This is a genomic window from Paenibacillus sp. 4624 (assembly GCF_050435065.1).
In the GTDB taxonomy this organism is placed as follows: Bacteria; Bacillota; Bacilli; order Paenibacillales; family Paenibacillaceae; genus Paenibacillus; species Paenibacillus amylolyticus_D.
Genome location: NZ_JBNDJR010000012.1, coordinates 129,447 through 151,265, shown reverse-complemented (window position 1 = coordinate 151,265; position 21,819 = coordinate 129,447). Strand labels below are relative to the sequence as shown.

Annotated in this window: 28 protein-coding genes; 27 read left to right on the top strand and 1 reads right to left on the bottom strand. The window is 46.3% G+C overall.

Annotated features, from left to right (window positions below; genetic code table 11):
• Positions 1–47 precede the first annotated feature (47 nt).
• The 5 genes from ABIE27_RS24780 (at position 48) to ABIE27_RS24760 (ending at position 2,770) form a co-directional block, all read left to right on the top strand.
• Positions 48–737 carry a hypothetical protein gene (locus ABIE27_RS24780; protein WP_429351772.1) on the top strand — a complete coding sequence of 230 codons (690 nt, stop codon included), beginning with the start codon at positions 48–50 and terminating at the stop codon, positions 735–737.
• Positions 738–936: 199 nt separating this feature from the next.
• Positions 937–1,194 carry a hypothetical protein gene (locus tag ABIE27_RS24775; RefSeq protein WP_429351771.1) on the top strand — a complete coding sequence of 86 codons (258 nt, stop codon included), beginning with the start codon at positions 937–939 and terminating at the stop codon, positions 1,192–1,194.
• A gap of 261 nt (positions 1,195–1,455) precedes the next feature.
• On the top strand, positions 1,456–1,662 hold the full coding sequence (locus ABIE27_RS24770) for a hypothetical protein (protein WP_429351770.1): 207 nt from the start codon (positions 1,456–1,458) through the stop codon (positions 1,660–1,662).
• A 239-nt stretch (positions 1,663–1,901) separates the two neighbouring features.
• Complete coding sequence (gvpU, locus tag ABIE27_RS24765; protein ID WP_429351769.1) at positions 1,902–2,297, top strand: gas vesicle accessory protein GvpU; 396 nt, start codon at positions 1,902–1,904, stop codon at positions 2,295–2,297.
• 242 nt (positions 2,298–2,539) lie between these two features.
• Positions 2,540–2,770: a hypothetical protein gene (locus ABIE27_RS24760; RefSeq protein ID WP_429351768.1), complete on the top strand. Its 231-nt coding sequence runs from the start codon at positions 2,540–2,542 to the stop codon at positions 2,768–2,770.
• Between the two features lie 23 nt (positions 2,771–2,793).
• On the opposite strand, the gene ABIE27_RS24755 is transcribed toward ABIE27_RS24760, so the two are convergent.
• Positions 2,794–2,937, bottom strand: coding sequence for a hypothetical protein (locus ABIE27_RS24755; RefSeq protein WP_429351767.1), 144 nt, complete (start codon positions 2,935–2,937; stop codon positions 2,794–2,796).
• A 95-nt stretch (positions 2,938–3,032) separates the two neighbouring features.
• On the opposite strand from ABIE27_RS24755, the gene ABIE27_RS24750 reads away from it, so the two are divergent.
• From ABIE27_RS24750 to ABIE27_RS24645, 22 genes are all read left to right on the top strand, one after another.
• Positions 3,033–3,569: a ParB N-terminal domain-containing protein gene (locus ABIE27_RS24750; RefSeq protein WP_429351766.1), complete on the top strand. Its 537-nt coding sequence runs from the start codon at positions 3,033–3,035 to the stop codon at positions 3,567–3,569.
• Positions 3,566–4,603: a DNA cytosine methyltransferase gene (locus ABIE27_RS24745; RefSeq protein ID WP_429351765.1), complete on the top strand. Its 1,038-nt coding sequence runs from the start codon at positions 3,566–3,568 to the stop codon at positions 4,601–4,603. Before ABIE27_RS24750 ends, ABIE27_RS24745 begins: the two co-directional genes overlap by 4 nt.
• A gap of 133 nt (positions 4,604–4,736) precedes the next feature.
• On the top strand, positions 4,737–4,949 hold the full coding sequence (locus ABIE27_RS24740; protein ID WP_429351764.1) for a hypothetical protein: 213 nt from the start codon (positions 4,737–4,739) through the stop codon (positions 4,947–4,949).
• Between the two features lie 35 nt (positions 4,950–4,984).
• Complete coding sequence (locus ABIE27_RS24735; RefSeq protein ID WP_429351763.1) at positions 4,985–5,266, top strand: hypothetical protein; 282 nt, start codon at positions 4,985–4,987, stop codon at positions 5,264–5,266.
• A 57-nt stretch (positions 5,267–5,323) separates the two neighbouring features.
• On the top strand, positions 5,324–6,211 hold the full coding sequence (locus tag ABIE27_RS24730; RefSeq protein ID WP_429351762.1) for a phage terminase small subunit-related protein: 888 nt from the start codon (positions 5,324–5,326) through the stop codon (positions 6,209–6,211).
• Complete coding sequence (locus ABIE27_RS24725; RefSeq protein ID WP_429351761.1) at positions 6,192–7,523, top strand: PBSX family phage terminase large subunit; 1,332 nt, start codon at positions 6,192–6,194, stop codon at positions 7,521–7,523. Before ABIE27_RS24730 ends, ABIE27_RS24725 begins: the two co-directional genes overlap by 20 nt.
• Before the next feature lie 12 nt (positions 7,524–7,535).
• A complete protein-coding gene (locus tag ABIE27_RS24720; RefSeq protein ID WP_429351760.1) occupies positions 7,536–9,035 on the top strand; it encodes a phage portal protein in 1,500 nt (499 codons plus the stop codon).
• On the top strand, positions 9,022–9,918 hold the full coding sequence (locus ABIE27_RS24715; RefSeq protein ID WP_429351759.1) for a phage minor head protein: 897 nt from the start codon (positions 9,022–9,024) through the stop codon (positions 9,916–9,918). The genes ABIE27_RS24720 and ABIE27_RS24715 overlap by 14 nt, the downstream gene beginning before the upstream one ends.
• 81 nt (positions 9,919–9,999) lie before the next feature.
• Positions 10,000–11,232, top strand: a complete 1,233-nt coding sequence (locus tag ABIE27_RS24710) for an XkdF-like putative serine protease domain-containing protein (RefSeq protein WP_429351758.1) — start codon at positions 10,000–10,002, stop codon at positions 11,230–11,232.
• 27 nt (positions 11,233–11,259) lie between these two features.
• Positions 11,260–12,201, top strand: a complete 942-nt coding sequence (locus ABIE27_RS24705) for a phage major capsid protein (RefSeq protein WP_429351757.1) — start codon at positions 11,260–11,262, stop codon at positions 12,199–12,201.
• 37 nt (positions 12,202–12,238) lie between these two features.
• On the top strand, positions 12,239–12,562 hold the full coding sequence (locus ABIE27_RS24700; protein ID WP_429351756.1) for a hypothetical protein: 324 nt from the start codon (positions 12,239–12,241) through the stop codon (positions 12,560–12,562).
• A gap of 5 nt (positions 12,563–12,567) precedes the next feature.
• Positions 12,568–12,954: a protein YqbG gene (gene yqbG, locus ABIE27_RS24695; RefSeq protein ID WP_429351755.1), complete on the top strand. Its 387-nt coding sequence runs from the start codon at positions 12,568–12,570 to the stop codon at positions 12,952–12,954.
• Positions 12,951–13,295: a DUF3599 family protein gene (locus tag ABIE27_RS24690; protein WP_429351754.1), complete on the top strand. Its 345-nt coding sequence runs from the start codon at positions 12,951–12,953 to the stop codon at positions 13,293–13,295. Before yqbG ends, ABIE27_RS24690 begins: the two co-directional genes overlap by 4 nt.
• Positions 13,292–13,840 (top strand): HK97 gp10 family phage protein, encoded by a 549-nt coding sequence (locus ABIE27_RS24685; RefSeq protein WP_429351753.1) that lies wholly within the window; start codon positions 13,292–13,294, stop codon positions 13,838–13,840. The genes ABIE27_RS24690 and ABIE27_RS24685 overlap by 4 nt, the downstream gene beginning before the upstream one ends.
• On the top strand, positions 13,837–14,280 hold the full coding sequence (locus tag ABIE27_RS24680) for a phage portal protein (protein WP_429351752.1): 444 nt from the start codon (positions 13,837–13,839) through the stop codon (positions 14,278–14,280). The genes ABIE27_RS24685 and ABIE27_RS24680 overlap by 4 nt, the downstream gene beginning before the upstream one ends.
• A 4-nt stretch (positions 14,281–14,284) precedes the next feature.
• Positions 14,285–14,494 carry a hypothetical protein gene (locus ABIE27_RS24675; protein ID WP_429351751.1) on the top strand — a complete coding sequence of 70 codons (210 nt, stop codon included), beginning with the start codon at positions 14,285–14,287 and terminating at the stop codon, positions 14,492–14,494.
• A complete protein-coding gene (locus tag ABIE27_RS24670; protein WP_429351750.1) occupies positions 14,495–15,820 on the top strand; it encodes a phage tail sheath family protein in 1,326 nt (441 codons plus the stop codon).
• A gap of 1 nt (position 15,821) precedes the next feature.
• Positions 15,822–16,286 carry a phage tail tube protein gene (locus ABIE27_RS24665; protein WP_429351749.1) on the top strand — a complete coding sequence of 155 codons (465 nt, stop codon included), beginning with the start codon at positions 15,822–15,824 and terminating at the stop codon, positions 16,284–16,286.
• A 33-nt stretch (positions 16,287–16,319) separates the two neighbouring features.
• On the top strand, positions 16,320–16,748 hold the full coding sequence (locus ABIE27_RS24660) for a phage tail assembly chaperone (RefSeq protein WP_429351748.1): 429 nt from the start codon (positions 16,320–16,322) through the stop codon (positions 16,746–16,748).
• Between the two features lie 212 nt (positions 16,749–16,960).
• Entirely contained in the window at positions 16,961–20,023 is a 3,063-nt protein-coding gene (locus ABIE27_RS24655; protein ID WP_429351747.1) for a phage tail tape measure protein, read from the top strand.
• Entirely contained in the window at positions 20,020–20,667 is a 648-nt protein-coding gene (locus tag ABIE27_RS24650) for a LysM peptidoglycan-binding domain-containing protein (protein WP_429351746.1), read from the top strand. Before ABIE27_RS24655 ends, ABIE27_RS24650 begins: the two co-directional genes overlap by 4 nt.
• Positions 20,667–21,818, top strand: coding sequence for an XkdQ/YqbQ family protein (locus ABIE27_RS24645; RefSeq protein WP_429351745.1), 1,152 nt, complete (start codon positions 20,667–20,669; stop codon positions 21,816–21,818). Before ABIE27_RS24650 ends, ABIE27_RS24645 begins: the two co-directional genes overlap by 1 nt.
• The last annotated feature ends 1 nt before the right edge of the window (position 21,819 follow it).

Sequence of the window (21,819 nt, the reverse complement as noted above, 5' to 3'; positions counted from 1 at the left end):
TCCTATTCTCCTTATTTTCCGATATATGTTTAAAAGGAGGGATTCATTTGGAATTTAAACATTTTAGTGCAAGCAGTTATTTGTTAAAGGTTCATGGTGCAACAGGTAGTTTATTCAAAGGTTTAGGAGCGATAAGTTTAAACACTTCACTTGAAGTTAAAAGAAAGATCAAAGAAGCACACCCTGATTTAGGTGAATTGGGTGCCATTAGAAGTGGGATTATTGCTCAAGCTGAGACAGCTAAACAAATTAACCTTGTTTGGGTAATTATTACTTTTGTATTATCAGCTATCTTGTCCCCAACTGTTTTTTATTTGGGGCAGAGTTTGAAGATCTCAGATTGGGAACACGAGTCCAGAATGTATATATACAAAGAAGCAATAAAATCAGTTGAAGTAGATAAACAGGCAGAGTACTTATCAAAAGCAATCTCAGAGGATGCAGTAAAGTTCATGAATGAATTGAAGATGCTTCAAGAAGCACAAGGAACAGTACTATTAATACTTATAGGAATGTTACTGTTGGGATTCTCAGTTTTCTTCCTAAGATACCAGTGGATAATTAGTTTAAAAGAATGTATAGATAATACTTATACTGATCAAGAGAAGATGATTGCAGAAAAGAAAGAAGAAGAAAAACGTATCGCTACTACTTTAAAAGAGAAGGAAGAAAAAGAACTTAGAGATGTTGCAAAGATAGTTGAAATTCGAAATAGACGCTTGATGCAAAAGTATTGACCTATTTTTGACCTGATTATGGCCACATGATGGCCGTTCGTTGGACTTTAGACGTGATATATTTGTATTGTGGAAATCGGGCGAGAATGAAACGCACAGCTGCACATGCGGCATATGACTGGGGCGTTCCTCTTCTCGCCTTTTCTGTTTTATCTCTTCTTTATTTGCGGTATGATTTGAATAAAGGAGATGAATTTACATGTCACTAATTAGTTGGTGGATCAATATGCTTGGAATTCTGATTTCACTTGCGGGTTCAATTTACGGTTACCACGGAGCGGCGCGAGACACCATTGGATTGGATGAAAGATCAGGATTCCCTTATAGTCAACAGGAAAAGGATCGTATGTTCAAAGGATTCGAAAACCGGAAGAAATTCTCCAAGCGCGGATTCTTTTTACTTATTGTTGGCTTTATACTTTTTGGATTAGCACAATTGTTTGTCTATCCTTCTTAAATTGAATTAGTGAGTAAGTCGCCGGAATTCGAAGTATTTTTGAGTAATAGGATTGTGAGAGAGCGAATCTTGAATTGACTGAGATTTTATGTGATCTGTAAAATGGTCTTGTTCTTCCTCTCTTGTAACATAGAACGTATGCATTTAAAGCAAAGAGCGTAGCGTTTTTGCTGCGGACGGTACGGACGCCAATCTTTTAATCTTGTAGGAGGTGTTGAGCTGGATATTTTCGGAGAAGCAGGAACAAGTACATTTAAAGCTATGTCGGCAGCAATGGTAGAAACATTAGTCTTATATATAGCTTTACCATTAGTAGTAGCAGGGTTGTTGGCCAGATATGTTTTTAGATTGAGAGGCCAGGCGTTTAACGTTGTATTTGGTATACTCGCTATCGCTTGTATGTACTTATTTGTTTATAAAGGTATTCCGCATTATCAGCTTGTGTACGAAGCAAAATTATCTAAATAATACATATCACATATTAAGTCGTTCCTTCACTGGATCGGCTTTTTTTAATGGAGGTTTATATGATCAGCAGCAGAAGACGGAAGAAGCAGCGTATTCGTCCCAACAAGCAGCCGGAGAAATGCAAAGGTTGTGTATGGGGCAGATGGGATGAGGTTAAGCAGTTCTGTAGTAGACCTGTCTGCCCAAAAGAGGTAAAATATTCTAGCACCTTATCTTAGAGTTAGGAGTGTTGAATGAAAATGAGTGAAGTATATGAATCAACAACTGAAGTACCCCCTCTACAAAAAGATTTTCTATTGGTAGCCCTAGTGGAAGTGGCAGACAGTTTGTCTTTAGGGTTAACCTTAAATGTTGGAGGGACACTTGTTTCTGGATTATTAATTTCGAATAAAGATTATTTTGAGTCGATCGCAGATGAATTTGAAAGTGTGAATGAAGATGGAGCTAAATTAGCTTCATTATATCGTCGCTTTGCTGCTACACATTATTCAGATACATCCGGCGATGCAATCACCGAATATATTCATCTGAAGGACGTTGTTATCGCTCAGGGTGAAACTAGTTATCTTATTAAGCTTTGGAGAGGGAAGCTCAATTCAGTCGATGGATTTTCATTCGGTACTTTGAAAAAATAAGAAGAGTCGCCTTAGAGCGGCTTTTTCTTTTGCTATCGCATGACAGAATGTGAGCCGTCTTGAGCTTCTTAGAATGAGAACGTCCGTTTGCAGAGGTCGGCCATTTTAAGAGCGGAGAACAGGCACTGAGTGAGCGTACGCACGAATATGAGTGTCACCCATACGTTGAAACCAACTCAACACAAATCCCCTTTGTTCAACTCCCAAACTTTGAGTATGATAGTTTTGAGAGGAGGGATAAAATGGAAGTGTCTGGCTACACTATGCATTTGGATGATGAAGATTTCAGAGAGATTGAAAGAATTAAATCGCAAAACCCCGGATATGACTACATGGAAGCTTTGAATGCAAGAAGCATTGCATTGACAGGTGTTAACGTGAAGAGAATTAAAGATATCAAAACCAATGATACTCTTCGAGAACTCCACGGTAATCTATTTCGAATCTTGGAAGAAGCGTTGAGAAACCGGTAGTAATAGAATGTATGAGGTCATGCCTAACGGCGTGGCCTTTTTCGTTTCTTTCCTTTCACGACTTTCGCATGAACAGGGAGAGATACAGCTAATAAAGTACAAATAGCAGGGATTGTTTTGTCGAGTGAAATCTTGGTAAGTTCATAAATCATTTCAGTGATTGTCATTGTGGTAATGCCTCCTATTGTTTAGTCAGCTTAACCATCGGTTTATCCTATCTTCCAGTTGCGGTCATAGTGAAAAAAACTTTGAGGTGATAGATATGAACATCAGAATCGTACCAATCGATCAGATTAATGCAGCAGCATATAACCCCCGGATTGACCTTCAGCCAGGGGATGTTGAATACGAAAAGCTTCGCCGTAGCATAGAGCAATTCGGTTATGTGGAGCCGATTGTTTGGAACGAACGCACAGGGCATATGGTCGGTGGCCATCAGCGGTATAAGATCATGGTCAACGAGCTGGGTCACACTGAGCTGCAGGTTTCGGTTGTGGATCTCGACGATCAGCAGGAGAAGCTACTGAACATTGTTTTGAACAAGGTATCTGGTAGTTGGGACGAGGAAGCATTGTCCGCCCTGCTTGATGATCTGCAAGCGACAGGTGCTGATCTGTCGCTATCTGGTTTTGATGACACGGAGATTGATAGACTGCTTGCTGATTTTAAAGAACCGTCTGAGGATCAGTTGGGTGATTTCACAAATAAAGAGCTGGACGTTTCCGACTTCGACGAATCGAACTTCGACTGTAAGTGCCCGCGGTGCGGATTTCTTTTCGACCAGGGAGGTACATCATGAAACGGCCATCATGGGACTGGAAGCTTGCTGATCTGAAGTATGTACCGCAACATGGCCATACCGTGTTTTCCTGCTTCTCTTGCGGTGGTGGTTCAACAATGGGGTACAAGCTGGCAGGATACACCATGCTGGGTAATGTAGAGATCGATCCGCAGATGATGAGGATATATCGGCAGAATCATAACCCGTCTCATCCGTTCCTCATGCCTATTCAGGATTTTAAGGATATTCCTGATGCAGATCTCCCGCCAGAGTTGTTTGCCCTGGACATCTTGGATGGGTCGCCGCCATGTAGCGTGTATTCAATTGCCGGTGATAGGGAAGATAAATGGGGAGGGGAATATGCATTTCGCGAAGGGCAGGCCGTCCAGCAATTGGATGACCTTTTTTTTGAGTTTCTGCATGTTGTGAACAAGCTTCAACCTCGTGTAGCCGTGGCTGAGAACGTCCGGGGTATGTTAGTCGGCAAAGCCCGTGGTTTCGTGAGTATGGTGCTTTCCCGTTTCCGAGAGATTGGATACAGGGTGCAGTTGTTTCTTCTTAACTCTGCCACGATGGGTGTCCCACAGAAGCGTGAACGGGTATTCTTCATAGCTGTTCGTGAGGACATGCCGTTTCCGCCGTTACGCTTGGAATTCAGTGAACCACCAATACTGTACGGAGATATCCGAAGTGGTGAAGGATCGCCAATTAATCCAGACAGTAAGACATTCCAGCGGTGGCACAAGAAACGTCCTCCTGATTTGAATATGGGGGATGTGACGGAGCGTGAAGAAGGGAAGATGAGTAACTTCAACACGATTCTATTGAAGAATCAGAAGGTGGCCAACACTCTCGCCAGCTCATCTGTTTTCTTGCGGGATGATGTGCCGCAGCACATAAGTGATATGGATGCGATCAGGATGCAAACATTCCCTAGTGATTATGATTTTATGGATGCCAATGTCCAGTATGTATGTGGCATGAGTGTCCCGCCGATCATGATGCACCGTATAGCTGAGCAAATTCACTTGCAGTGGTTTAGTCAAAATTAAAAGGAGGACGCAGCAACGTCCTCCCATCAACCCAGGGTATCCCCCGGCTGAGATAGCGGCCCGCCGCGCGCGGCATTTATCGACACCGCCGCTATCTCGCATTCCATTTTACACGGAAAGCCGAGGGGTACGCATGAGAACACCAGATGAAATTTTAATGCAGCATGAACTCGAAGTTGCGGAAGGCATCCTCGAATCCAAAGAGCAATACCGCAAAATCGTTAAAGCTGCCATTGCCCAGTGGGTCCGTGACCTGCAGGCTGGACATATAAAGATGCAGACTGTTGCCGACCTGGAACGGTTGATTGAGCTGGATATCAAGCTTCAACAGGACGATCTCATGTAGGTCGTCTTTTCTATTTCAACGAAAGGGTGATAAGTATGTCCGTTAAAAGCTATCAAAAGATCATTACAGTGCAGGCGATACAGTTCCAAGGTTATCCGCCATCCGACCCGCTCCACATGAACGAAGTCATGTCTTTTGTTCAAGTTCCTATTACATTGGAGATGAGTCCCACAGGAGTAATCCAATTACGTGTTATTATCAGTCAATATTTAGTTTTGGTTGTGCCGGCAGGGGATTATATTGTTCGTGATGCAACAGGAAAGCTATCTCACATGAATAAAGCTGACCTTGAAGCTGAATACACTTTAGTTAAATAGGGGCTGTGACGGTTGACTGTCGCGGCTCTTCTTTGTTGGGGGTGGTGATGAATGTAGATGGCCAGAGAACGCAGTCCCGAGCGGGATAAGGCTAAACTGATGTGGTTGGAGAGCGGCGGGGCGATGAAGTTAAAAGACATCGCCGCCGCTCTTTCTATTGGGGAGACTCAGATACGAAAGTGGAAGTCTCAGGACGGTTGGGCGGCTGAATTGAATAGTAACGTTACCATTGAAACCATTAGTAACGTTACCAAACGCGGAGCGCCCAAAGGGAACAAAAATGCTGTCGGGAATCGCGGGGGAGCACCGCCAGGGAATAAACGTGCTGTGGGTAATAAAGGCGGCAACGGTGGGCCTTATGGGAACAAGAAAGCCGTAACGACAGGTGAGTATGAAAGTATTTGGCTTGACGCCCTCGAAGATGATGAACGGGGCCTCGTGGATCTCATTGACACGGACCCGATCCAACAGGCAGACGAAGCCATCATGAAGTTTGAAATCCGTGAACGTAGGATGTTGCTAAGGATCAAGAGGCTGACCGATGGCCTTACTGAGCGGGAACGTCGAGTTCTTTATGAGCTCAAATCGATCAAAGAAGCCATGACGGTTCATGATGAGATCTCAGGGAAAACGAAGACTGTTCCTTATACTCGTACAGAGCTGGTCGAGTCCGAGATTGAGGAAAAGACTTTCCGCCAGATCGATGACATCATCTCTCTTGAAGAAGCATTGACCCGCGTTCAGGACAAAAAACTGAAAGCTATTGAGCTAAAGGCTCGTTTGCTGGATGAAGAGAAACGTGTTCGGATCGAGATGCTGAAACATGAGCTGATGATCAAACGCGGTGGATCTGAGCCTGATGAAGTTGAGGATGATGGATTCATGGCAGCTCTGAGAGGACGTGCTGCGGAGGTGTGGGCTAAAAATGGCAGTTCTGAAGCTTAAACCCGCACCTTTCAAGTGGCAGCCGTTTTCCGATAAACAAGTTCAAGTCCTTACATGGTGGATGCCCGAAAGCCCTCATCATGAAATGGATGCTATTATTTGTGACGGATCGGTTCGTGCCGGCAAGACAGTGGCCATGTCCTTTTCATACATCGTTTGGGCAACGGAAACGTTCCGCTCTGAGCAATTTGGTATGTCTGGAAAGACGATCGGTGCGCTTCGCCGTAACGTTGTGGGTCCTCTTAAACGAATGTTGGCCAGTCGTGGGTACCAGGTACATGACAATAAGACAGATAACGTCCTCACAGTCTCCCGCGGACTCGTAAGCAACCAGTTTTTCTTGTTTGGTGGTAAGGACGAGCGTTCGCAGGAACTGATTCAAGGTATCACTTTGGCGGGGATGTTCTTCGATGAAGTAGCTTTGATGCCCAAGTCCTTCGTGGATCAAGCGACAGCCCGTTGTTCGGTCGAAGATGCAAAGATGTGGTTTAACTGCAACCCTGCAGGACCGTATCACTGGTTTAAGGTGGAATGGCTGGACAACCTGATCGTTAAGCGCGCCGTTCATCTTCACTTCACCATGGAGGACAATCTTTCTCTGTCCGAGCGTGTCCGTGATCGGTACCGGAGGATGTACACCGGAATATTCTATGACCGATTTATTCTTGGCCTTTGGGTTATGGCTGAGGGTGTGATCTTTTCCAAATTCAGCGACAAAATTCATAAGAAACCCCGTGAGTGGTTCCCTATACAGTTTGATCGCAAATTCATTTGCATTGACTACGGGGCCAATAACCCGACAACGTTCCTTAAATACGGTGTCCTGGGTGATGTTTATTACGAGTTGGACGAGTATTATCACGACATCAAGGTCAATGGTGAAAAGACGAACAGCGAGTATGCTGATGACCTTCAAGCCTTCGCTGATGGCGACGAATACGCGATTTTCATCGACCCTTCTGCGAAAGCTTTCATCATTGAGCTGAAGCGTCGGGCATTCAATCATATACGTGCTGCTGTCAATGCTGTGTTGGATGGTATACAAACAGTATCCAATCGGTTTCGAAATGATGAACTTTATATCTGCGCCGAAAACACCAATTCCCTGAAGGAGTTGGTTTCTTACATTTGGGATAATAAAGCCGCCCAGCGTGGTGAAGATAAGCCCATCAAACAAAACGACCATACTTGTGACGCTCGGCGGTATGGTATCCATACAGATTACCTGATGCAACGTGCGAAACAAAGGCGCTCAGAAAGGGAAGACGAGCCGAAAAAACGGCCACAACGCGAACGACCAAGTCGACGGTAGAAAGGAGATAATATGCGAACAGTCAACGCACGGGTAATTAAATCGACGTCTGTTAGCAAGAGCAGCACGTCAACAGCGATCAGAGACGAAGGCAATTCATTCGGCGACCTGATCATTCCGCCATACAACCCGAAAGACCTGATTGAGATGAGCAAGGAGAGTACTATTGCTCCTCAGTGCATTGAAGCCTACAAACAAAATGTTGCAGGTTTTGGTTTTGGACTAAAGTACAAGAAAGATGACACCAAAGTCAAAGAGAATGATGAAATGAAAGTTGAATGGGAACGGGTAGAGGAAATACTAGGTTTTTTCAGCTTCGATAAACCATTCAAAGATGTGTGGGCGGATGCGATTGTACATCGAGAGCAAACAGGGAACGGGTACATTGAAATTATCCGAGACGGAACCGGGATGCCTGCAGAAGCCGAAAACATGGAGCCTGAGTACATTAAAGTATCCAAGCTTGGCGATCCGGTGGAAGTGGTAGTGTGGCGTAATGGTAAGCAATTCAAACGGCGTAAGAAGTTCCGCAGATACCTGCAGGAGATCAATGGTTCAAAGGTTTGGTTCAAGGCTTTTGGCGATCCGCGTAAGATGAGCTGGAAGACGGGCCAATACGGGGCTGATATCCCGTCAGAGGAAGAAGCAAACGAAATTCTACACCTGAAAATCGGTAGCGGAGCATATGGCGAACCTCGTTGGATTAGCCAGTCACCCCATATGTCAGGCAGTCGTAAGGCGGAAATCCTGAACCTGAATTACTTCGATCAAGGTCGCCACATTCCTATGGCTGTACTGGTCAAAAACGGCATGCTTACAAGTGATAGTGTAAAACAACTTGAAGAGTATGCGAACAGCGTTAACGGAGTTGACCATGCACACAAATGGCTGATTCTTGAAGTAGAAGGCTTGGATGAAGGGGTCGTCGATGAAGAAAAAACCAAAGTCGATATCGAAATGAAATCGTTGGCCGACATCCTTCAGGGTGATGCTTTGTTCCAGACTTACGACGACAATTCCCGTATGAAACAGCAATCTGCATTCAGGTTGCCGGATATTTTCGTTGGCCGCAGTCGTGACTTTAATCGAGCTACCGCCGACAAAGCCAGGGAAATCACTGAGGAACAGGTCTTTGTTCCTGAACGGGAGAGTCTCGCTTTCATCATTAACAATGTCTTGCTGGAACCATACAACCTTAAGCATGTTGAAGTCTTCTTCGAAGGTCCGGACATTTCGGACAGCGAGGACAAGGCTAAGCTGCTGACTGTTTATAATCAGATCGGCGGCGTATCACCGAATGATGTCAGGGATGACGTAGGCAAGATTCTTGGCAAGACAGTTGAAAACTTCGAAGACGAAGCGGCAAATGTACCTTTGTCCCTCAGACAGCAACCGACAAACGGATCGTTCCCGATCGCGCTTTCCAAGTCGGCAGCGTCTCAATCAGAAATCATCAGCGTGCTGAAGGACTTGCGGGACGTACTGGAGGGATTGCAGAGTGGAGCCAATTGACCGTTTACTCACATCGATCGCATCCATTGTTAAATCCGAGGAAGGCGACTTGACTGAAGATGTTCCTGATTTTCCCGGACTCCAAAAGGTTCCTGATTATGTGGAAGATTTTGAAACGGCAGTTGCCAAGTTATTGCGAGGCCAGCGGAAGCATTTTGTGAACGGTATAAACAGCTTCGTTGCTAAGGATGAAACACTGGACAACATCATCAATTTTGTTACACAGGATTTATTTGCATCCGATGAGTTCGCGGCATTGCTTAGCGCAGAGGCAGTGCTGTTCCTGACTGCGACAATTACCGATCTTGCGGCAGACATGATGAAGGCAATTGATAAGGATGTCGCTTTTAATACATTGTCTGGACGTACCACGAAGTGGATTAAAGATTGGGGTAAGGATCTGGGCAAGATTATGGTTCTCACTTCGCACAATGCTGTGGAAGAAGCTTTGATTACAGCAGTTGAAGAAGGCGAATCGGTTCAAGTGGCTGTTCAGCGGATTAAGGATCTTCCCCAGTTTGATCGGGAACGCGCTCGAGTAACAGCCCAAACGGAAATACTGGCAGCATCCAGCCGGAGCCAGTGGGAAGCGTACAAGCAAAGCCCTGCTGTCGTTGCCAAGCGTTGGCGGCACAGCGGATCGAAGAATAACAATCCCCGCGAAGCTCATGTAAAGATGGATGGCGATGAAGTTCCTGTGGATGATCCTTTTGATGTAAATGGTCATAGCGGAGATTACCCTCGTGATCCCCAGCTCCCTCCTGGAGAACGTATCGGTTGCAAGTGCGTGATGTCTCCTGTGACGGACAAAAAAATATTAGGCCTGAGTCCGGAAGAGAAGGAAGCGATCCGACAGCAGGTATTGAGTGAAATGGAGGACTGATTCCCATGAAGAAGGGTGTGACATTGCTTTGTACATGCCTGTTTGTCATTGGATTAAATCTGAGAGGGGGTGAAAACAAAGATGCCAAGAGAACTGAAGAATGTCGATATCACGCACATCAGTTACGTGGATAAAGGTGCGAACCAAAAACGGTTCTTCCTTACAAAGTCCGATAAGAAGCCAGATTTTCAGAAGCAAGTTCGTCTGATCGCTAAAGCAGATGACGAGAAAAAGCTTGTATATGGTGTTGTTTATGAGCCAGATGCCGAGGATACCCACGGCGACATCATGACTGCAGCTGAGATTGAAAAGGCTGTTCACGGTTTTATGTCTAACCTTGCTATTGCCAAAGGTGCAGTTATGGATACGCAGCATGATTTCGATCCAGGCGTCGGGGATGTCGTTGAATGTTACATTGCACCTGTAGATTTTGAATTAAACGGTGAGACGATCCTTAAAGGGTCGTGGGTACTTGTCACCAAAGCAAGTGAAGAGATTTGGGAGCAAATTCAGAGCGGTGAAATTACCGGATACTCTATGGCCGGCACTGCAGAAGCAATTGAAAAGCAAGACCAGGAGCCTGCGGCCAAGTCGGATGACGAAGCCATGGGCTTTTTTCGTACCATGAAGGCTTTTTTCACTGGTAGCACTGAGAAGATTGCTAAAGGCGAAGTTGCAGAAAAGTACGAACGCGACCGTCGTCGTCGGGAATTTTGGGCTGCACAGGACGCATTGAATAGCGTCATTTTCAATTGGGGCGGTTGGTACGAAGAAGAAATGGAAAGTGATCCTGAGAAGATTCGCGAAGCCCTTCAGGACTTTGTGACCATCGCTCAGGAAGTCTTAACTGTGAAAGACATTGCAAAAGAGTTGGGGCAACCGCCCGAGCAGATCGCCAAGGCTGGGAAGAAGATTTCTGACGGCAACATGAAGCATATCGATGATGCCATTGCTGCGCTGACCGATCTTAAAAATAAGACGGCTCCTGAACAAGAGCCAGAGGAGGACGAAGAAGTGAAGAAAGAAGACATTGCACAGATAGTTAAGGACGCAATTGGTCCGCTCGCAGATCGATTGGACAAGTTGGAGAAGGGTGAAGGTGACAATCCCGAAGGGACTACGCCAACACCAGAGCCAGGAGGTACTGTTGCCGATCAATTGAAGGACGTTCTGAAAGAAGCATTGGCCCCGATTGAATCCCGATTGGAGACGGTCGAGAAGGCACGCGGACTCTCTCGTCAAGAAGAAGCGGGCGACACACAGGAAATCCATAAGTCGGCCGGGCCTTCTTACATGGCTCATTTCAATAACTAATCAGACAAATCAGAGAGGATGATTTACTTGAAAAACAAAGCAATTATCAGTAAAGCACAAGGGATCGCATCGATCCAAAAGTCGATTAATATTACTATGCCGCGGAACGATGCTGAGGCGTTTTTGGTTGACACTGTTGGTAAAGCAACGACCTTGGCAAAATTAGCTCCGTTCTACAAAAATACGCCTGCAGGTAAGATTGATACATTGGGTGTATCAAAACGTCGTATTCGTCAACACACGGGGAATGAGAGTCCAACTGGAGTTGGTGGAATCACTAATGGTCAGATTGACTATGTGGTGAAAAAAGTCTTTTGGGATGAATGGATCAAGAATGATGATGTTTGGTACAACGATAACGCCCGTGGTGAAGATATGGAAGCCAAAGTGATCGATCTTGTTCAAACGCAATTCGGTATTGACCTTCAAGACCTGATGTTTAACGGGGATACAGCGGCGAAATTGCAAGATGGGACTACTGCCGATCCATTCCTATCTATCTTGGATGGCTTCGTTAAAAAGATGAAGACTTCTGACTTTAAAACAGACTTGGGATCTGCCGAGCCAACTATTGATGACTTTATCAACCATATCTTGGTGTTGGATGAGAAATACTTAAACTTCTCCGATTTAACTTGGTTCATGAGTCGTCGCTTGTATCAAAAAATTGTGGCACTGATCCAGAAACGTCCTACGAACTTGGGTGATACAACTTTGGTTAACGGCAAGCTGACAGAAATCGGCGGCTTCCCGATCGAAGTGGTGGAGAACTTGGGCGGCGGCTTTGCAGCTTTAACTCCAATGAGCAACCTGAAGCCGGTGTTCACGCGTGAATTGCGTTACAACCGTACAGCTGAGGGTTCTACTGCAGCTGTGAAAGACTCCACTTATCACATCTTGTTTGCATATGCGGACGCTGTAGTACGTGAAATCGATGCGGTTGCATGGATGACTGGTACAAAATTGTAATTTAAAAACGAATCTTAATTTGGAGGTGCATCCCAAGATGCCATATTTACAATATAAGAAACAAAAGGGCGCGCTTCACGTTGGTGGAGGGCGCTTTTTTTATCCCAACGAGCCGATCGAAGTTAACGAGGATGAAGCAGTTTCACTATTGGATAGACATGCGGATCTGGAGGAAGTAAAGGAAGATGTTAAGGTTGCTCCTGATACCGGTACCGAAGTAACCAAAAAATACAATAAAACACAGCTTAAAAAGTTGACGGAAGACGAACAACTTTCCCTCTTGATTGAACTGGGTGGCAATCCGGAAGATGCGAAAACTGAGGATGAACTGATTGAGCAAATCCTCAAACTTCAGGGGTAAACAGTATGGCCCTAATCACACCGCAGGAAATCATTGATTACACGGTGTTTTCCAAGGTCAAGGCACGGGCGTCGCATCTGCTTGAGATGGACATCCTGCAGGCAGAAACGGAAGTGTTTGAAGAGGTCGGTCATGATTTTAGTGATACGACCCTTTACCCCGTTCTGCCGCCAGAAGCCCGGCTTGCTCTTGTCCAGTTGGGGCAGTATTATGCCTTGATTAACGGGGATGAGTCAATTGCCAAGGGGATCAAGTCTGAAAGCATTGGTGGTTATTCATACACCTTGGACAACGGCCAGATTATCAGTAAGGCGTCCATTCTGGCTATGCTGCGTAAATTCAAGACGCAGCCGGTGCAGGGTAACGTCAAAATGAGGATGAGATTGTTATGAGTTATTCGGATATGCTCAAGGATCGATGTGACATTTACCATATGCAGTCAAGCGCAGGACCTGGACGTTTCGGTGTACCGGTCGCAGCTGAACTTAAATATGGATCGGTACCGGACGCAGCTGACGTACCATGTTGGTTCGTTGAGAAGGGACAAACCATCAATCAGGCTGAGCCGAACAACGAGATCCTGCATTCCTTTCTTGTTCATTTTCTCCCCGACGTTGACGTTCGAGTGAATGACAAGGTGGTCTGGAATGGTGTGGAGCTGACGTTGCAGGTTCCCCGTGATCTCCGGGGCCATCATTGGGAAGTCACAGCAACCAGGAGGGGCAATCTATGAGCAGTAACCGGGCAGAAATACGTGGTTTAAATGAATTAATCCGCGGACTGGATCAAGCGGCAAACGGTGGGCTCCAGCGAGAATATGCGCTTTGGCTGGAAGCGATGGGGTTTGAGTTTCTTGAATTAATCCAGGATGAGATTATCCGGACAAAGACGGTAGACACGCGGCGGTTGCTTAACAGCTTTGACAAAGGTGACAGCGAAAATGTTTGGTCTACGTCTGCCGGCGGCCTGCGTCTCGAAGTTGGTACCAATCTGGAATATGCACAATTCGTTAATGACGGCCATTGGACAACCAAGGAAGGCGTGGAACAACGATGGGTACCGGGACGTTGGCGTGGTGACAAGTTTGAATATGATTCAGGAGCGAGTACAGGCATGATGCTACGGCGTCAATGGGTAGAGGGTACACACTATTGGGATACGGCATTGCTGATCTTTGAGCGCTTGTTTGAGCAATCTTTAGAGCGTCGTCTGCAGGAATGGCTTGATGCTTTGCCGAGAGGTCGGCGCGCCATCAGGCGGGGAGGTCGGCCGCGGTGAACAGTGACGTTGGATCGATCATGTCGGCATGTTATAAGATTCATCCCGTCCAGGTCTATACGGATCGTATGCCGCAGGATTTTATACTTCCATCCATGTATTTCCCTCAGCCCATCTCAGCTGACGCACCCAGCTCTATCAGTTCGTATAGGGTAGACTGTTCCCTTGCCATCAAGGTATTTGCCAAATCGGACGAACAAGCGGTTGACGCTGCTGAACACATTGCCCAGACTATTAGAAAATCTCGTATGGTCACCCCTGTTATTGATGAGGATGGCCACAATACGGGCAAATACATGCGAATCCGAAAAATGGAGTCTCGCATCATAGACGAAGGCGTTGCACAGCTCACTTTTACGTGGACATCCCGTTATCAGTACAACCGGGTGGATTACGACAAGATGGGCTCTTTTTATTTAAATCAAGGAATCAGGCGGTGAAATCATGAGTGATGTGAAAGAAGAACGTACTACGAAGGCGGCCAAGGCTGCACCTGCAGAACCTCGCTTTAGCAAAGAGCAGTTCCTGCAGTCCGCTCGTTTCACAAATGCGGAAAAGGATGTGCTTGTCGCAGTGCTACAGGATGGCCAGACGTACACGCACGGTGAAGTACAACAAGAAATGAATGCATTTAAATCAAGGGAGGTCAGATAAATGGCCGGAGGTATTTGGACAAGACAAAACAAGGTGCGCCCAGGCGTATATATGAATTTTGAATCCCAGGGCACAGCAGCAACTACTCTTGGCGAGCGGGGCATAGTTACCATGGCCGTTCCGCTCAGTTGGGGTCCTACGAAGCAACTGGTTACAGTGGAAGCCGGGGCTGATCCGTTTGATGTGCTAGGTTACGATATCACGGCAGACGAGATGTTACCCGTGCGAGAAGCGCTGAAACGTGCGCAGAAGTTGTTGCTGTATCGTTTGAATACAGGTGTTAAAGCAACGGCAACAAGCGGCAATCTGATTATTACGGCCAAGCATGGAGGTGTGAGGGGGAATGACATCACTATTGTCATTACAACCAATATCGACGACGTAACCAAATTTGACGTACACACATTGGTTGCAGGAGCTGAGCAGGACAAACAAACGGTCGCTAACATCGATACGCTTGCTAATAATGATTGGGTTGTCTTCGGTGCTACTGGCACGGATAAGACCCTTGCCGCTTCTGCAGGTGTACCACTCACAGGCGGTACCGATGGTACTGTTACCAATGCTGACCATACTGCGTATCTGGAGTTGCTGGAGGTCACGGAATTCAACACGGTTGGTCTGATGTCTGATGACACAACCCTCAAAGCATTGTACACCGCGTTTATCAAACGACAGCGTGAAGATGAGGGCAAGAAAATACAAGCGGTCATGCCGAATTATCCGGGTGCCGATTATGAAGGTGTGATCAGCGTCAAGAATGGCGTGGTGCTGTCGGATCAAACTGTTGTTGATCGGGTCAAGGCGGTCGCGTGGGTTGCCGGCGCAACGGCTGGAGCTGCTGTAAGTCAATCCCTAACCTATGCCGCTTATGATGATGCGGTTGACGTTGATGTGAAATACACCAATTCACAGATTGAAGCAGCTTTGCTGGCTGGAGAGTTTTTGTTTACTGCAAGCAAAGGTCGTGTGATTGTGGAACAGGATATTAACACGTTCCGAACGTACACCCTGACCAAAGGAAAGGAACGTTCTAAGAATCGGGTTATCCGGGTACTGGATGGTTTGGCGAATGACTGTAAGGATACTTTTGAACAGTATCATATTGGCAAAACGGATAATTCCGCTGATGGTCGCAACTTGTTCCGCTCAGCATTGACGAATATCGCAAACAACTATCAAGGTTTCGGGGCAATCCAAAACTTTAACAGCCAGACTGATGTGTCTGTCGTAGCCGGTGAAGCTAGGGATTCCATATTCGTGGAGATGAGTATTCAGCCTGTGGACTCCATTGAGAAAATTTACATGAGAGTGAAGGTGATTTAAGATGGCATTTTTGAAAGCGCAGGACGCCATCTCGGGGCAAGAAGGACGAGCATTTGCCACGATCAATGGCGTTGCAGAAGAAATGTTTTACGTTAAGACTCTTGAAGCCACTGTTGAGAAACAAAAAGCCGAGATTAAGACCCTTGGTCGTCGTGGTGTACAACACAAGGCGACAGGCTGGTCCGGATCGGGTTCAATGACGATTTATTACACTACATCCCGTTACCGCGAGTTGATGATGGATTACATGAAAAATGGTAAGGACGCTTATTTTGATATCCAAATTACCAACGAAGATCCAACTTCCAGCATCGGTGAGCAAACAGTCGTGCTCAAAGGAGTTAACCTGGACAGCGTTGTTATTGCTAAGTTGGATACTGAAGCTGATGCGTTGGATGAAGAGGTCAGCTTCACGTTTGACGATGTGGATATGCCTAATACATTCAGTACCCCGACATTGGGATAATCAAAAACATAAATTGAAATGGAGCGATGAACAATGACTAAAAATATGTCGTTTTTTATGAAGGGCAAGGCGGCGGAAGTAAAAGAAGAAGAGGTAATTATCACTCGGCGATATAAGGATGAAAAGGGAGAACCGATTCCTTTCGTAATGAAACCTTTGTCCACCAAACGCATTGATGATTTGGAGGCAGAATGCACCAAGCCAGAGTTCAAAAAAGGAAAAAAGGTGGGTGAAAAGCTTGACAGTAAACGCTTTTCCTTGCGAATCGCCATTGAATCTACGGTGTATCCTGACTTTAGAGATGCCGAATTGCTTAAGTCCTATGGTCTGACTGATCCGGTGGATCTGGCACGAACAATCTTGTCCGTGGGCGGCGAATATGCCGAATGGATGCAGGCAGCTAACCGCATCAATGGATTCGATGAATCCGAAGAAGACCTGATTGAAGACGTAAAAAACTAATCAAGTCCGGTGATCGGGATGCCGTATATGCTCACTATGCTCTGCATAAGTTACACATTTTTCCGCATGACTTATGGGCCATGGACCCGTACCACCGGGCTTTTATTTACGGTTCGATTGATCAGTATCTTACTGATCAGGAAAAAGCCAATAAACGTAATAAGTGAGAGCCGCAAGGCTCTTTTTTTGCGTAGAAAGGAGGAATTAAATGCATGGCAACGTTATCTGCACTGTTTGACATCCGAGATCGTATGACTAGCCGTGTCAGACAGATGCGGGTTAGTTTTGATCGGCTCCGCAATACGGTGGACCAGGTTCGGCAACGAGTTGCAAGGCTATCTCGGGCACGAGTCCTTATTCAGACTAGGCTTCGTGATATGGCTAGTCGCGGCTTACAAAGGATCAGAGATTTGAGGGAATATCTCAATAGGAGAGCCACGGTAATTCGTACCGCCATCAGGGATAGGGCCAGTCGAGGTTTATTGCGACTAAGGCAATTGGGTCGAGACATACGATCTAATGCGGTGATTGTTACAACCCGTATTCGAGACATGGCTACTCGGGGGCTCCAAAGACTGGCGGCTAAAATCCCACGAATAAGCGGCGTGGTTGCTGTAATTCGAACCCGACTCAGGGACAGCGCGACCGCAAGTCTTGTACGAATCAGGGCAACATTGGCCTATCTCCAAGGTAAAACGGCCACCGTGCGAACGAAGCTTAAAGATATGGCTACACGAGGTTTGAGCCGATTGTCAGCGCTAGTACCAAAGATCGGCCACTTGGTTGCAGTTGTGCGGACAAAGTTGCGTGATGGTGCAACTGCGAGTTTGGTAAGAATCAGAGCGAATATGGCCTATCTCCGTGGTCGGATTGCTGTTGTAAGGACGCACTTGCGGGATATGACGACTCGTGGTTTAGTGCGTATCAAACGACTGGGTGATGCTATTAAATCTAGTGCAATAATAGTACGTACCAAATTGCGTGACTTGGCGACACGCGGGTTAACTCGTATCCGTTCTCTTGCAACAGCACTCGGATCATATACAGCAACCCTTCGCACTCGTTTACGTGATGCTGCAACACGCGGTCTTACCCGTTTGCGAGCACTTGGCATAAGACTCAATAGCATGAGGATTACAATGCAAACGCGAGTCCGGGATTTGGCTCTGCGTGGACTTACAAAGCTACGTGCTTTAGCTTTACGTGTAGGGGCGATAACTGCAACTATTGTGGTCAAGGTTAAGGATTTGGCTTCTCGTGCCATTGCACGGATCGAGAGTGCCGCGGGTGGTATCCAAAACCGAATGTTAAGTTTGGGTGCTGCAGTCGGGGGTACGGCGGTACTTGCACAAGGTGCATCGGCGTTCGAAACGGATGCTAGAGCATCGGCTATCAGCGGTATTAGCCAACCGCAAGTTACAAGCATGACCGATCAGATTTATTACGGTGAAAATATCGGTACTGAACGATCTGGTGTTGCTCAATCTCTTGTTGATTTTGCACAGCAAACAAGCTTGCAGGGTAAGGCGCTCCAGGAGGCTGCCCGTACATCAGCCATGTTCGCACAGTTGTATGGTAAGGACATACCTGAGGTGGACCGGGCGTTTGCATCAGCCTATAAAAACCAACTTGGCAGTATGAGCGAGATTGGGGATGTGTCTGCCTTTGTCATCAAAAATGCTGGCGATCAGTACGATGACTACCTGGATACGATTAATGAGTACAGTTCAACTTTCAAGGACTTGAAACTCAATATGGGACAAGTGGGATCTGCATTTGTTGCCGCTGTCCAGGCAGGCGGTCGGAACTTTGACGAGCCAGCTGATATGTTCCGGGAATTTAATATCAGGCGTAACGAACTGACAGACAACCAGATTACGGCCATGGCTAAGGTGCTAGGTAAATCTCGTACCAAGGAACTTTACAAATCTATGGATGCCGGCACGTTGTCCGGCGAAAAAGTAATGTTTGAGTTTGCCACAGCCTTGTCCAAGATCCCGAGCGAGGCTCAACGTGCCCTTTACGCAACTGAGTTGCTTGGTACAAAGTATGAAGACATCAAGGAACCAGTATTGGCCGCAGCTCGTGCTATCAATGAGCCAATTGAAGCCAGCAAGGAGCTGGAGAAGCAATTTACCGCAATGCGGGAAAACAACCCTATGACACCGATCAATAATGCAAGTCGCACCTTGGGCAAGACGCTCAAGACCATAGGGCAGGCAGTGATTACCGCAGTTACTCCAGCTTTCATTGAGCTCAACAAATGGGCATCCTCACCGGAAGGCCAGAAATCCATTGCCAGTTTTACCAAGAGTGTATCCGAGTTGTCGGGCGAACTCGCTAATGGATTATCTAAGGGCATCCAATGGGTGATTGAAAACTGGGATACCTTGTTACCCATCTTAAAAGGGGTGGGCATAGCGTTTTTAGCTGTCTATGGTGCAGCTAAAGGATTCAAAGTTATCCAAGCGGCCATACCATTTTTCAAAGGATTTTGGAAAGTCCTCAAAGTTTTATGGAGCGCCTTGAAGTGGGTAGGCAGTGCGCTGCTCTTTCTTGGTAAGGGATTCATCAAGATTCTCAAATGGGCAAAACCGTTTATACCTTGGATTGGTCGAGTAATCGGTGTGTTTGTTCGGTTTTTACCTGTGATTGGATGGGTAGTTACAGCGTTGACTGTGTTATGGGAGGCATGGAAGAACTGGGACATAATTAAAAAAGTACTTGTTGATGTCTGGGAAGGAGCAAAAGATATTGTTGCAAATGGAGTTAACGCAATATTAAAAAGCGTGAATTGGATGATTAGACAGCTCAATAAATTGAGTATACCTATCCCTGATATTCCAGGCGTATTGGAAGGTGGAGATTACGGATTCAATATTAAAGAAATAGGACTTGTCGAAACCCGAGAAATGCGTGATAACAACAAAAAAGCAGCTACAGTGCTACAGAGTACCACCTTTCCAGATCTCACGGCCGCATATGAGAAGAACAAGCACGCCAAAGGAATTTCAAACATTCCTTATGACAATTACAAAGCTACACTCCACAAAGGTGAAACCGTCTTGCCACGTGAAGAAGCGGAACTGATCCGAGGAATGGCGGCATCCGGAGGATCAGCAACGGCAGCTCCTGCATCAGCTCCAATCAATATTAATGTCACAGGTGACAACCACTATTCCAATGACATGGATGCCAAAAAAGTTGTACGTGTCATCAAAAAGGCCTTACAGGAGGAACTTAATCTTGGAGCACAGGGGGTGCAATTCGTTTGAGTCGTGAAATCTGGTTATCTTGGAATAACAACGCTGAGCGTTTGCGCCTCCCGGTCAACCCTCCAGATATCACCATCGGTAATGGCAGTCAGACAACGACAGTGGATGTGTCCGGGATCGGTGAGGTGGCAATAATTAATGATCCGGTTCTCAAGACGTTTGAGTTCAGCAGTTTTTTCCCGGCTACTTGGGGGCCATATTGCGATTATGATGATATTCCAAATCCTAAACAGGCGGTATCGATGCTTGAAAAGTGGAAGGCATCAGACAAACCAATCCGCTTTCTCGTGAGCGGAACCCCTTGGAATTTCGCTGCAACGGTTGAGGACTTTGTATACCGGGAAGAGGGCGGCGACGTTGAAACATTTTATTATGACTTGTCGCTCCGCGAATACAAGTTTGTCACGATCCGCAAGTTGGACACGATTAAGACGGCCGCCAACGGCAGTAAGAAGGTTACGACCAGTAGCACAGCTGCTCGTCCCAGCACGAAGACGACTCCAGCCAATTATAAGGTTAAAACCGGGGATAGCTTATGGAAGATCGCGCAAGCAAACGGAACAACCTGGCAGAAGCTTGCCGAGTTGAATAAAATCAAAGCGCCGTACTCTATTAAGCCAGGGCAGGTGATCAAGCTGAAATGATGGAACTGTATGTAGTTCGAAGCGATGGGACGTATGAACTACCGGTGCAAGATGTGCAAGGGTCTGGTCAAAAACTCAGAGCTCCCCGGACTCTTGTTGCTACTGTATTATCAACTACCAGAGGGATGCACCGTAAGCAGCCAGTGGATGTGGGGGATCAGCTGTTATTCAAATGGAAGGGGGAGGAATTGTTTCGAGGCACCGTTTTTACAAAAGAACGCGCCAAAAACGGGAGCCTGTCCCTTACGGCATACGACGACTTGGTGTATCTTACTAAGTCCGAAGACAAATATGTTTTCATAGGGAAAACGCTGGGCGAGATCGTCCGGCGTATTTGTACTGACTTTGGTATTCCGATCGGCAAACTTGCTGAAACTCCACATAAGCTTACCCGCATCTTGGAAGGCACATTGTTTGATATGATCCTGACGGCCATCTCACTCACGTACAAGCACACTCGCGTCAAATACTATCTGTATTCTGACAAGGGGAAACTCCACCTGACCAAACGCGTGGATCTCGCACGTAAATGGGTGATCGAAGACGGGGCGAATTTGATTGACTATTCATTTTCCCAATCTATCGAAGATATGTATACCCAGGTCAAATTAACTGGAACGTCCACGACAGAGATCACCACGAAGGTTAAAAAGGGCAAGAAGGAAGTTACGGCCAAGAAAAAGGTTAGTACAACACACAATGTTAAGGTAGATAGCCCAACAACCAAAAAGCGATACGGCACTATTCAATATTACGAAGAAGTGTCGGACAACTTGAACAAAGCGCAGCTGATGCAACGTGCAACATCGATCATGATGGAGAAAGGCAAGGTGGGTGAATCCTTTACCATTGATGCGCTTGGGATTGCATCGGTATTTGCGGGATCAGCAGTATACGTTATATCCAAGGAGCTCGGCGTAAGCCGGGCTTTTTACGTGGATGAGGATAGTCATTCATTCCACGGTAATGAACACACGATGTCATTAACACTGACCAAGACTGACGATCTACCGGATATTGACGTAACGGTTGAACCGGAAGAAAGCGATGCCGAAAAGGATAAGTCGAAAAAGAAAGATGGCAAGAAAAAGTCCAAAAAGGACGAGGACAAGGAGTTTGCGGAACAACTCCGCAAAGAAATATTGGGGTGAT

Coding starts and splice junctions, on each gene's coding strand:
- ABIE27_RS24775 (WP_429351771.1), top strand. CDS start 937: ATGTCACTAATTAGTTGGTGGATCAATATGCTTGGAATTCTGATTTCA.
- ABIE27_RS24770 (WP_429351770.1), top strand. CDS start 1,456: ATGTCGGCAGCAATGGTAGAAACATTAGTCTTATATATAGCTTTACCA.
- gvpU (WP_429351769.1), top strand. CDS start 1,902: ATGAGTGAAGTATATGAATCAACAACTGAAGTACCCCCTCTACAAAAA.
- ABIE27_RS24760 (WP_429351768.1), top strand. CDS start 2,540: ATGGAAGTGTCTGGCTACACTATGCATTTGGATGATGAAGATTTCAGA.
- ABIE27_RS24755 (WP_429351767.1), bottom strand. CDS start 2,937: ATGACAATCACTGAAATGATTTATGAACTTACCAAGATTTCACTCGAC.
- ABIE27_RS24750 (WP_429351766.1), top strand. CDS start 3,033: ATGAACATCAGAATCGTACCAATCGATCAGATTAATGCAGCAGCATAT.
- ABIE27_RS24745 (WP_429351765.1), top strand. CDS start 3,566: ATGAAACGGCCATCATGGGACTGGAAGCTTGCTGATCTGAAGTATGTA.
- ABIE27_RS24740 (WP_429351764.1), top strand. CDS start 4,737: ATGAGAACACCAGATGAAATTTTAATGCAGCATGAACTCGAAGTTGCG.
- ABIE27_RS24735 (WP_429351763.1), top strand. CDS start 4,985: ATGTCCGTTAAAAGCTATCAAAAGATCATTACAGTGCAGGCGATACAG.
- ABIE27_RS24730 (WP_429351762.1), top strand. CDS start 5,324: ATGGCCAGAGAACGCAGTCCCGAGCGGGATAAGGCTAAACTGATGTGG.
- ABIE27_RS24725 (WP_429351761.1), top strand. CDS start 6,192: ATGGCAGTTCTGAAGCTTAAACCCGCACCTTTCAAGTGGCAGCCGTTT.
- ABIE27_RS24720 (WP_429351760.1), top strand. CDS start 7,536: ATGCGAACAGTCAACGCACGGGTAATTAAATCGACGTCTGTTAGCAAG.
- ABIE27_RS24710 (WP_429351758.1), top strand. CDS start 10,000: ATGCCAAGAGAACTGAAGAATGTCGATATCACGCACATCAGTTACGTG.
- ABIE27_RS24700 (WP_429351756.1), top strand. CDS start 12,239: ATGCCATATTTACAATATAAGAAACAAAAGGGCGCGCTTCACGTTGGT.
- yqbG (WP_429351755.1), top strand. CDS start 12,568: ATGGCCCTAATCACACCGCAGGAAATCATTGATTACACGGTGTTTTCC.
- ABIE27_RS24690 (WP_429351754.1), top strand. CDS start 12,951: ATGAGTTATTCGGATATGCTCAAGGATCGATGTGACATTTACCATATG.
- ABIE27_RS24685 (WP_429351753.1), top strand. CDS start 13,292: ATGAGCAGTAACCGGGCAGAAATACGTGGTTTAAATGAATTAATCCGC.
- ABIE27_RS24675 (WP_429351751.1), top strand. CDS start 14,285: ATGAGTGATGTGAAAGAAGAACGTACTACGAAGGCGGCCAAGGCTGCA.
- ABIE27_RS24670 (WP_429351750.1), top strand. CDS start 14,495: ATGGCCGGAGGTATTTGGACAAGACAAAACAAGGTGCGCCCAGGCGTA.
- ABIE27_RS24665 (WP_429351749.1), top strand. CDS start 15,822: ATGGCATTTTTGAAAGCGCAGGACGCCATCTCGGGGCAAGAAGGACGA.
- ABIE27_RS24660 (WP_429351748.1), top strand. CDS start 16,320: ATGACTAAAAATATGTCGTTTTTTATGAAGGGCAAGGCGGCGGAAGTA.
- ABIE27_RS24655 (WP_429351747.1), top strand. CDS start 16,961: ATGGCAACGTTATCTGCACTGTTTGACATCCGAGATCGTATGACTAGC.
- ABIE27_RS24645 (WP_429351745.1), top strand. CDS start 20,667: ATGGAACTGTATGTAGTTCGAAGCGATGGGACGTATGAACTACCGGTG.